Here is a 10,407-nt window from a genome sequence, read left to right on the forward strand (position 1 = left end):
ATCATTACCAGTATGTGTTATAGTTTCACCAGTTAATGTGTTGTTACAATCATCAACCACGTTATAAGTATAGGTTAAAGACCAACCACAATTATCGCCAGTTAGTTCGGTGTTAGTAAGGTTTACAGAGACACTTCCGCAGTTGTCAGAATAATTCGAAGCTACTGTTGCAGCATCAAAAGTATACGTAGATTGTGCATCGGCATAACATGCATTAGCATTAGTGTTTCCAGTAGGAGCGGTACCTGTAGGTGCTGTTTGGTCACTACCAGTATATGTTATAGTTTCACCAGTTAATGTGTTGTTACAATCATCAACCACGTTATAAGTATAGGTTAAAGACCAACCACAATTATCGCCAGTTAGTTCGGTGTTAGTAAGGTTTACAGAAACGCTTCCGCAGTTATCAGAATAATTTGAAGCTACTGTTGCAGCATCAAAAGTATACGTAGATTGTGCATCAGCATAACATGCGTTAGTATTAGTGTTTCCAGTAGGAGCCGTACCTGTAGGCGCTGTTTGATCGCTACCTGTGTGTGTTATAGTTTCACCAGTTAATGTGTTGTTACAAGCATCAACTACGTTGTAAGTGTACGTTAAAGACCAACCACAATTATCGCTAGTTAGTTCGGTGTTAGTAAGGTTTACAGAAACGCTTCCGCAGTTATCAGAATAATTTGAAGCTACTGTTGCAGCATCAAAGTTGTAAGTGGTTATTACATCATCATAACATAAATTCACATTAGTATCACCCGATGGTGCAGTCCCTGTAGGCGCTGTAGTATCTGTAATGGTTATAACTTGTGTATATTCAGAAATTGTTACACCACAAGCATCTGTAAATGCCCATGTGTTGGTATAAGTTCCTGCATTTGCACAATTAGTATCAGGAATAAAGCTACCCGATGTTTTAATAGGTGTTAAATTACATTTATCTGCAACAGGCGCTAAACTTTGAGCATTATTTAAGTCTGTAGTATTATCGCATTCAACAGTTCTATTTAAAGCGTTAGGTGAAGTTTGCCATGAAATTGAAGGTTGGTTTATAGAAATTGTTAACGGATCTCTGTTTCCAACCCCACATTCATTTAACGTAGCAGAACTATCGGTTGTTTGAGGCGTTGGGTTTTGATTTCCTGTGTAGTTAGCTTCTAATTGTAAATCAAAATCTAAATCACAATCATCTTCTAAGAAATGACATTCATCTTTTATTCTTAAATTAAAGTTTACAACAACTTCATCATCTCCAGCTTCAACAACGCTATCATCTATAAAAAATTCTAATAGTCTTGTAGTTGTATTATAGTTATAGGTAACTCCGTTTGGTAAAGTAGGTGTAATAGGTTCAACTAAAGAAACCTGAGCCGGTAGTGTTGTAGAAACCTCTAAGCCTAAAGCATCATCATTACCTGTGTTTTCAATGGCAAAACTAACTCCTAGCGTGTCATTAGGGTTGTAATTTGTAGACGGTGTATCTAAGACAAGTTCTATAGGACTTAAGTTAGGAGCCCATACATCTACAGATAAGCCCAATAGATATAAACCATAAGCTTCTTGTGTAGATGTTAACCTTACTGTGGCTGATGTTTGATTGTTGCCTATTATTGAGTTACTTGGGTTTGATAATTCAAAAACAGCAGCATCAAAACCAAGTGTGTTTTCACTGGCAGGTGTTCTATCTGTAAAATCAGCATTATCAATAGTAATTCTACTATTAAAAAAGTTTAATGGGTTTCTAATAGGAAATAACGGAGCTGTTGATAAATTAACAAATACGTTTGATGTGTTTTGTATTTGTAACCTATCACCACCAATACCTCTATCACCTTCTAAAGCACCTATAAGTATGTTTGCATTTACATCACCAGTAGGAACTGTTTGGAAACCATTAAAATCAATATCATAATCTTTAGCTCCGTTTTGATTTAAAACATGTGCATAACCATCAAAAATAGTTACGTTTTTTGCAGGAAGTGTTGGAGATTCATAAACAAATACAATTTGCCAACCACCAGAAACACCAGTAGCTAAACCGTTTTGATGATCATTTAACGAGCCTATTTTACCTTCAACATTAGCAATTTGATAAGTTCCAAATGGGTTTGTTAGTGTAGCAACATCACTTGTAATATCTTTAACACATATGTAAGGATCATAACTAAAATGCGTATCTCTACCTCTATAAATTACTTCATCGGCTGTATAGGTTGTATACGTTGTTTGAGATGGAAGCATTAATTTAACATCATTAAAATTCCAATTAGGTTGGTTATCTCCTCCGGGTGAAGGTTCTTGATCTGAGGCTGCCCAATATAAAAGCACTTTTTTAAGTGTTAAACAACTAGCACCAGGAGCAGGGTTTGAAAAATTAGCATTACTTGAATTGAATGTAGTTGGATCTGAGTCTATATCTACGTAAACAAGATTTGAAAGACTATTATTATCTGCAGTACCATTATAATTACCTGTTGCTGTTGTTGAAATGGTATTGTTAGCAATAATTGTAAAATCTCCATTTACAGCCTCATTAAAACGAGGGGTAAAAGGGGTTTGTAATTGCCCGTAAGCAAAGGCGCATAGTAAAAAAACAACTAGCGGTAAAAGTTTTTTACAATTAATAGAAAGTGTATAGATTTTCATAAGCCTTAAGTTGATAGTTTGCTTTATTAAACTTAAAAGTTTAATTGCCTAAGTTATTTTGGTTAGCAATTACATTTTTAATTATTACAGATTTAGAATTTAAACCTGTATTTTGAGCTGAAATTTTAAAAAATTTAGTTTTTCCTACTTCTGAATTGTTTACGCGTTTCATTTTTACATAAAACTTTTCAGTTTCATTTGGGTTTAGCGTAATAGTATTTAAGTGTTTCGTTTTAGTGCCATCTACAAAAGAAACTTCAATGCTGTTAGCTTCTTCTTTAGTGTTCATTTTATTTGCATCAATTGCAGTATTATTATCTTGCTTACCATGCTGATTTTCTACTACATTTTCATAGGCTTCATTATAATTAGTTACCTCACTAGATAAATTGTAACTAGTTTGTTTGCTACCAGTGTTTTTTAATGAAAGTATATGGTAATGCTCTAAACTAAAATCTGGTTGATCACTGTAACTAATTATTTCTAACTCAAATGAATTAGCAGCATCAAAATTTCCACCTTTTAATTTATTTACTTGTGCATTCAAATTTAAAGTTAGTATACACGTAAAAAGAACATTAAATGCTAATGTATTTATATGTTTCATGATTCGCCTTTGTTGTGTTTTATTCTTATTTATATTTTCTTTAGTTAAATAATGGCTATTAATAGTCACACTATTTTAATCTAATACATTTCATTAAATTAAACAGTAATAAAGTTTTTGAGGGAAAAAACAGTGAGGGAGTAGTACCGTTATACAATACCGTATTTATGTGTAAAATCAGATTTGGGGTCATAATTCTTTAATTAAATAGGTACAGCAAAAAAAACAACCAAATGTAAGGGACTCAAAAATATGTGCTAAATCACTTATATATTCGTTTAAGCGCAGCATAATTGTTTTTAATCGGGTTTTAGTGTTTTTTAAACGATTACGGTTAATAATTATTTAAATGTTAAATAATTAAGCATTTAATAGGGGTAAATATTAGACTTTATATTAAATTTACAAAGTAAAGTAAATGGTTTTAATCGATAAAAATGACTAATTATCGATTAAAAAAGTATTTAATCGACGTTATGAAAACACTTATTTTAGTTAGGCACGCCAAATCTTCATGGGAATTTGATGTAACAGATCATGAAAGACCATTAAAAAAAAGAGGCATTAATGATGCTAAATTAGTATCAGAAACACTAAAACATGAAAATTTTAAATTTGATAAAATATTAAGTAGTGATGCTACTAGAACAAAAGAAACTTCAAAAATATTTCTTAAGCATTTAAATATAAATGGTTCTAACATTGAATATTTATACAAATTATATGATTTTGCCGGTGCAGATTTAACAGATGTAATAAAGAACACAAGTAAAAAAGTAAATAATTTATTAGTTTTTGGGCATAACCATGCTATTACGGCTTTTGTAAACACCTTTGGTAGTGCATATGTAGATAATGTACCAACAAGTGGTGTTGTAATAATTAATTTTGATGTAGATGATTGGAACCTAATAAATGAAGGAGAAACAATTAAAACTATATTTCCAAAACATTTAAAAGATTAAAAAACATGCTATTACATTATTATTACTGTAAGAAAAATTACTTAAATACAGTTTTTTTGCAAAAAAACCGATTAAATGATTGTTTTTTACGATAAAATGTATAAATTTACCCCCAGAACCACAAATCTTAACATAAATGAAAACAAAATTAATCCTACTTGGTTTTGGTTTATTCTTTGTAACTACAGTTAGTTTTGCTCAAAAAGGCAGTTCTAAAAGTATTATTAGTGATCAGGTTGCTATTAAAAAATACCATAGTAAAGAAGAGTTAGACCGAAAAGCTAAAGGTGAGTTATTAGTACTTTACATTGAAAGAATAGAAAGTTTAGTGCAGCTTATGCCTTATATAGCTTTTGCAACTAAGCCAGGTGTAACATTGTCTACATTAGGTATTCCTGAAAATAACGACAATAAAAAAGTTCTTGAAAGTAAATTTGAAGCAACTGATGAGTTTTTAGAAAGTAATAGAGAATTTCAAAAAACAATTCTCCCGTATTCTGATACTAACAATTTAGTATCTGCAATATTGTTTTTTGAAGACACACTTAAATCATTACATGAATATAGTGAATTTCATTAGGTATTCATGTTATTATAAAAATTATGAAGCAGCCTTTTTGGGTTGCTTTTTTATTAAAGTTCATATTTAGTATATAATTCATTAGCTAGTGCATACCAATCATCGATGAAATACATAAAATTTTAACAAAACACAGCATTTTATCGATTTATTTGGTATTTCGTGGATTTTATTCTATATTTGATTTGTTTATTAGAAACCCCATTTCTACTAACAACCTAAATGCTTGATTATGAAAATATTTAAATTAGTAACCTACTTATTTTTTCTAGCTGCTACAACAGTTGTAGCACAACAAGAAAAAGGAATTGTTGGTAAAAACAATTGGCTAGACAACTGGACAGAGTTCAAACCAAGTCAAATTACCTACAGAGAGCCTACACAAATTATTTCTGGAAACATTTCTGAAGACACTAAGCTTAATAAAAGAGATACCTATTTATTAGTAGGTAGTGTATTTGTAACTAATAATGCTACACTTACTATTGAGCCAGGAACGGTGATATTAGCAGATTATACTTCAAAAGCATCATTAACAATTTCAAAAGGAGCTAAAATAATTGCCGAAGGAACAGAAACAGATCCTATAGTATTTTCCTCAAACAGAAGTATGAAATATCCAGGTGACTGGGGCGGTATTGTATTATTAGGTAATGCACCTTCAAATAAATTTGGCAATGGCTCAGTTGCAAATCTTTATTATCAATTAAATCCTGCAAATTATGCTCATGTAAATTTTGGAGGTGATGATGTTTGTAGTAATTCGGGTGTTTTAAAATATGTAAGAATTGAATATGCAGGAAAACGTATTCGAGGTGCAGGATATTTAAATGGCTTGTTAATGGCTGGCGTAGGTAACGAAACTTCAATAAATAATGTAATGGTTAGTTATTGCGCGGGTGATGCTTTTGAAATTTGGGGCGGAGAGGTAAGCATTAATAAAGCTGTTTCATATAAAACAAGTAGCACAGATTTTAAATTAAACTACGGTGCACAATGTAAATTAAATAACTCACTAGCAATTCGCTCACCATATATATCTAGTAGCGAAGGGTCTCGTTGTTTAAAAGTGCTTTCTTATGATAGAAAAGAAGAAGTAGATTTTTCAAAAAAAGGAACATCATTAATAGCAACAAATTTAACATTGCTTAACGATAGTGAAACATTAAAAGACGATATTGATAAGGGTTTGGTTAATGAAGCTGTTTTTATAGGAAAAGATGCATCTCTTGATATGAAAACAACTGTAATTTCAGGCTTTAATCCAGCTGTTATTTTAGATGATGATATTGTAATTGGTCAAGAAAGTTTAGAACAAATACAATTTTCAAATATGTATTTTAATAATTGCAATGGTAATATTTTTGAAGAAAATAATATTAATAATGACGATTTAGAAAACTGGTACGGTAACGCCGCATTTTTTAACGTGTACTCTAAAAGTTCAAATGTTGAAACTTTTATAGATATACAAAATGAAAGAAGACCAGATTACAGATTAAGAATTAATAAAATTATAGCAACAAACATTGATGATATAAACGATTAATTATTTTTTCCTTTAAATCATTTAGACAATTATTTCTCTCTATAAACTATAAACACTAGTGTCTAATGAAACATATTTATGCTATAATCATTTGCTATTTATTTACTGCTTACACGGTAAACGCACAACTTGTTATTGGTAAGCCAAATCTAGGTTTTACCCAAGCATGTGCTAGTGAATCTTTTAATAGTTACAATGTAACATTTTCATTCTCACCAGAAATTGCTTTAACAGCATCAAATAGTTTTATTGTAGAGTTATCTGATGAAACCGGAGATTTTACTGATGCAACACAAATTTATACGTCTGCACCAGGTAGTGTAACAAGTTCTCCAGCAACATTAACGTTTTCAATACCCGAAACAACAGGAGGCGAAGCTTTTAAAATTAGAATAAAAAGTACTTCACCAGCAGCAACAAGCACACCTTCAAATGCTTTTGCAGCTTATTATAAAATACAAGATTCTCCATTCACTATAAATAATTTAGTTGAAGATGCAGTTTTTTGCAGTGGCGAAAGTTACTTATTAACTATTGATAATCCTGGTGATGCCATGAATGATTCACCGCTACAATACCCATCATTAACATATAAATGGTATAAAGAAGTTACTGAAACAACATCGGTTTTTGTAGCTTCAGGTAACAGCTTAGAGGTTTTTGAAGAAGGTACATATTTTGTAGAAACAGATTATGGCACATGTACATCTAACTCATTTTCAAACAGAGTTACAGTAAGTGAAGTTACTGCCGATGAAATAGATGTGACTATTGAATCGTCATTAGGTAATCCTTACTGTCATCAAAATGGGCCAACAGTGTTATCAACCATAAACGGTAATTCACACCAATGGTTTAAAGATGGTGTAGAAATTAGTGGTGCAACAAATCAAACTTACGAAACAAATGAAGCTGGTGTTTTTTCTGTTATAGTAAGTTTAGGTGAATGTTCAGCAACGGCTTCAATAGATTTGGAAAATAGCGGATTTACAAGTAGTATAGATTTTGAAGGCACTTATGAATTAGAGGAAGATGAAATATTTACGGTAACTTTAACTACTTCGGCAACTAATCCTGTTTTCCAATGGTATAGAAATGATGTTTTAATAAATGGTGAAACAAGTGAATTTTTAAATATTTCAACTTCTGGAACTTATAAAGCAACCATTACACAAAATATAGGTTGCGAATCTACAAAAGAATACTCTTTTGAAATAACAGAGCAATTTCCTGATGTTGCAAATATTCCAAATTTAATTAGTCCTAATGGAGATGGTATAAATGATACTTGGATAATTCCTAAAGAGTTTACCGGTGGCTCAAATACTCAAGTAACCATAATTAATGCCCAAGGAAAAATAGAACTATCAACTAAAGAGTATCAAAACAATTGGCCAGAAAATTTAGAGTTTAAAGATGTAAACCCGGTTTACTACTATATAATAACAACTTCTAACAATCAAACCTTTAAGGGGTCTATAACAGTAGTAAAGTAATATGTTTAAAACACTTCTATATGTAATTTTGTTTTTTTGCTTCGTGCAAATAACCTATGCTCAAGAAACTGAAAACGGTGTTGTAGCGTTAGATTTACCTGTTAGAAACTCGCTTAAATTTAATAGATACGCAGTAAATCCAACATTTAGTTTTGTTCGCGAACAAAATAAATACATTAGTTTTAGTAACAAAAGGCAGTGGACGCAATTTGAGAATCCGCCACAAACATATTTATTTAGTTTTACAGGTAGAATAAAAGAAAATATTGGCGCCAGTATTGGTTTATTTCAACAAGATTACGGTGTACAAACTGTTTTTGGTGGTATTTTAAACTTTGCTTACAACGCAGCAATTAACAGAGACAACAATTTAACCTTTGGTTTAAACATTGGAGCTTACCAAAGCGGTATTAATGAAGGTAAAGTTGTAACAAATACACCAGAACCTGTTTTAAATAACATACCTAATAATTTATTATTAACAATTAATCCCGGTATTAATTATGGTACAGAGTTTTTTGATTTCGGATTATCAATAAACAATCTTGTAGCCTACAATTTAAATACTTCTAAAATAATTGAAGATAATCCACAGCAAAGTCTTCAAGCGCATGTAATGTACACTGGTTACATGAATACCCGCGGTTTTTTTGATGAAAGTAAGTTTACTACATTAATAACATCTGAATTTAAAAAAGAAGAAACCGTAATTTCTGGTTTAGCAATGTTAACAGTGCCCAAAGGTATATGGGGGCAAATAGGTTACAATACACTTTATGGAGCCTCGGCAGGTGTTGGTATTAATGTTACTGAGCAAATTGCTTTAGAGTATAACTTTGAAAAATCTATTGGCGATTTAGCCGAATTTGGTACATCACATGAATTTTCTGTAGCGTACAAGTTTAAAAATAATAATAGATATGTTTATAGTGGAGATGATGATGAAACAGCATTATTAGCCCCAAAACGTAAAAAGCGAACTATTGCTAAACGTAAACCAACAACAAACTCAACAAAATCTAAACGCACTAAGTCTGCTGTAGCAAAAACTAGTGAACCACAAGATGTTTCTGGTAATAATGATAATACCGAAGCACAAGCAAAAGCTGAAGCCGAAGCATTACGTAAACAACAAGAGGCAGAAGCGCAAGCAAAAGAAGCAGCAGGTTTACAAGCTTTAGAAGCAGAAAAAGCTAGATTAGCTGAAGCGGCCAGATTAAAAGCGGAGCAAGAACAACAAAAAGCAGTAGAGGAAGCTAAAGCTAAAGCCGAAGCCGAAGCCGAAGCATTACGTAAACAACAAGCGGCAGAAGCGCAAGCAAAAGAAGCGGCACGAGTACAAGCTTTAGAAGCAGATATAGCTAGATTAGCTGTAGCGGCCAGATTAAAAGCAGAGCAAGAGCAACAAAAAGCAGCAGAGGAAGCTAAAGCACAAGCTGAAGCCGAAGCATTACGTAAACAACAAGAGGCAGAAGCGCAAGCAAAAGAAGCTGCACGTTTACAAGCTTTAGAAGCAGAAAAAGCAAGATTAGCAGAAGCGGCTAGATTAAAAGCTGAACAAGAAGCGGCTCAAAATTTAAGTAATTTAGATGAAGAAACTGTTTCTGAAATTAAAAACTTAAATGCTGTAACAGATAATGCTACACAAGCTCAAGGTACATTAATTGAAAAGTTAACTGAAAAAGTTGCTGTTAAGCAAGGTGACTTAGATGCTCTTAAAAAAGAGAATGACTTAAGTGAGCAAGGTATTGTTGTAGCTCCTAGGCCATTTAAAAGTATAGCCGCTGAAAATGCTGAAATTGAATCTATTAAAAATGAATTAGATCAAGTTATTGAAGACCAGCGCATAAAAATTGAAGAGTTGCAAGCTGTATATATTAGCAGAAAACGTAAAGTTAAAGATGATAATGATCCATTAAATGCAGCGTATTTATCAGCTATTGAACAGTTGAAAGCTGAACAATTAAAAACTATAAATGCTAAAGCTAATTTAGAAGCTTCTTTACAAACTATTAAAGTGGCTACTGATGTTGAACGCAGACGAAGAATTAAAAGAGCTGCTTATGATAACCAAAAAGATAGGTTTGTAAAAGATAGTAGTGCCTTGTCTAATATCAAACGATTTACAGATCCGTCAAGTCAACCTTTAACAACTTCAGACTTCGATTTTGGTGAAAAAGCAAATAATAATATTCAAATTGTTAAAAATGTTGCTTATACAGAATCTGGTTATTATATAGTTTTAGCTGTTCATAGTAGTGAAGAAAAACGTGATGATTTCTTAAGAAAAGCAGTGGCTGCCGGACAAAAGGATATAAATTTCTTCTTTGATGTGAATACAAATAAATATTTCATTTATTATGACAAGTTTGATTCTATTGAACAGGCTCAATATACACTTCAAAATGAGTCAAAAGAACCTTATGACGCCAACAGATCTATTGTGAAAATAGAGAACTAATTAAAAAAGCACATATAAAGCACTACCTTTTTGTAGTGCTTTTCTGTTTTAACAATCATTAAATCAGGTTTAAAGGTGTTAAAATTTCGATGAAATGCAAAAAATTACG

The 10,407-nt window shown here is 31.8% G+C and carries 6 protein-coding genes and 1 pseudogene; 5 read left to right on the forward strand and 2 right to left on the reverse strand.

The window, feature by feature from the left end; translation table 11 throughout:
• Together FUA26_RS05455 and FUA26_RS05460 are read right to left on the reverse strand one after the other, a co-directional pair.
• Positions 1–2,640 (reverse strand): annotated as a pseudogene (locus FUA26_RS05455) (hypothetical protein); the annotation flags it as partial.
• Positions 2,641–2,680: 40 nt separating this feature from the next.
• Positions 2,681–3,247 carry a hypothetical protein gene (locus FUA26_RS05460; protein WP_147132705.1) on the reverse strand — a complete coding sequence of 189 codons (567 nt, stop codon included), beginning with the start codon at positions 3,245–3,247 and terminating at the stop codon, positions 2,681–2,683.
• Positions 3,248–3,723: 476 nt separating this feature from the next.
• Between FUA26_RS05460 and FUA26_RS05465 the strand changes: the two genes are divergently transcribed.
• From FUA26_RS05465 to FUA26_RS05485, 5 genes are all read left to right on the forward strand, one after another.
• Positions 3,724–4,212 (forward strand): SixA phosphatase family protein, encoded by a 489-nt coding sequence (locus tag FUA26_RS05465; protein ID WP_147132708.1) that lies wholly within the window; start codon positions 3,724–3,726, stop codon positions 4,210–4,212.
• 136 nt (positions 4,213–4,348) lie between these two features.
• Positions 4,349–4,792, forward strand: coding sequence for a hypothetical protein (locus tag FUA26_RS05470; RefSeq protein WP_147132711.1), 444 nt, complete (start codon positions 4,349–4,351; stop codon positions 4,790–4,792).
• Between the two features lie 232 nt (positions 4,793–5,024).
• The gene (locus tag FUA26_RS05475) at positions 5,025–6,341 is read left to right on the forward strand and encodes a hypothetical protein (RefSeq protein WP_147132714.1); all 1,317 of its coding nucleotides are present in this window, start codon (positions 5,025–5,027) and stop codon (positions 6,339–6,341) included.
• Positions 6,342–6,406: 65 nt separating this feature from the next.
• Positions 6,407–7,837: a T9SS type B sorting domain-containing protein gene (locus FUA26_RS05480; RefSeq protein WP_147132717.1), complete on the forward strand. Its 1,431-nt coding sequence runs from the start codon at positions 6,407–6,409 to the stop codon at positions 7,835–7,837.
• Between the two features lies 1 nt (position 7,838).
• Positions 7,839–10,298, forward strand: a complete 2,460-nt coding sequence (locus FUA26_RS05485) for a PorP/SprF family type IX secretion system membrane protein (protein ID WP_147132720.1) — start codon at positions 7,839–7,841, stop codon at positions 10,296–10,298.
• Positions 10,299–10,407: the final 109 nt, after the last annotated feature.

It is taken from the genome of Seonamhaeicola algicola, from assembly GCF_007997385.1.
GTDB lineage: Bacteria > Bacteroidota > Bacteroidia > Flavobacteriales > Flavobacteriaceae > Seonamhaeicola > Seonamhaeicola algicola.

Bases quoted from the DNA above. Each gene is read 5' to 3' on its own strand.
- FUA26_RS05460 (WP_147132705.1), bottom strand. From the start codon at position 3,247: ATGAAACATATAAATACATTAGCATTTAATGTTCTTTTTACGTGTATA.
- FUA26_RS05465 (WP_147132708.1), top strand. From the start codon at position 3,724: ATGAAAACACTTATTTTAGTTAGGCACGCCAAATCTTCATGGGAATTT.
- FUA26_RS05470 (WP_147132711.1), top strand. From the start codon at position 4,349: ATGAAAACAAAATTAATCCTACTTGGTTTTGGTTTATTCTTTGTAACT.
- FUA26_RS05475 (WP_147132714.1), top strand. From the start codon at position 5,025: ATGAAAATATTTAAATTAGTAACCTACTTATTTTTTCTAGCTGCTACA.
- FUA26_RS05480 (WP_147132717.1), top strand. From the start codon at position 6,407: ATGAAACATATTTATGCTATAATCATTTGCTATTTATTTACTGCTTAC.
- FUA26_RS05485 (WP_147132720.1), top strand. From the start codon at position 7,839: ATGTTTAAAACACTTCTATATGTAATTTTGTTTTTTTGCTTCGTGCAA.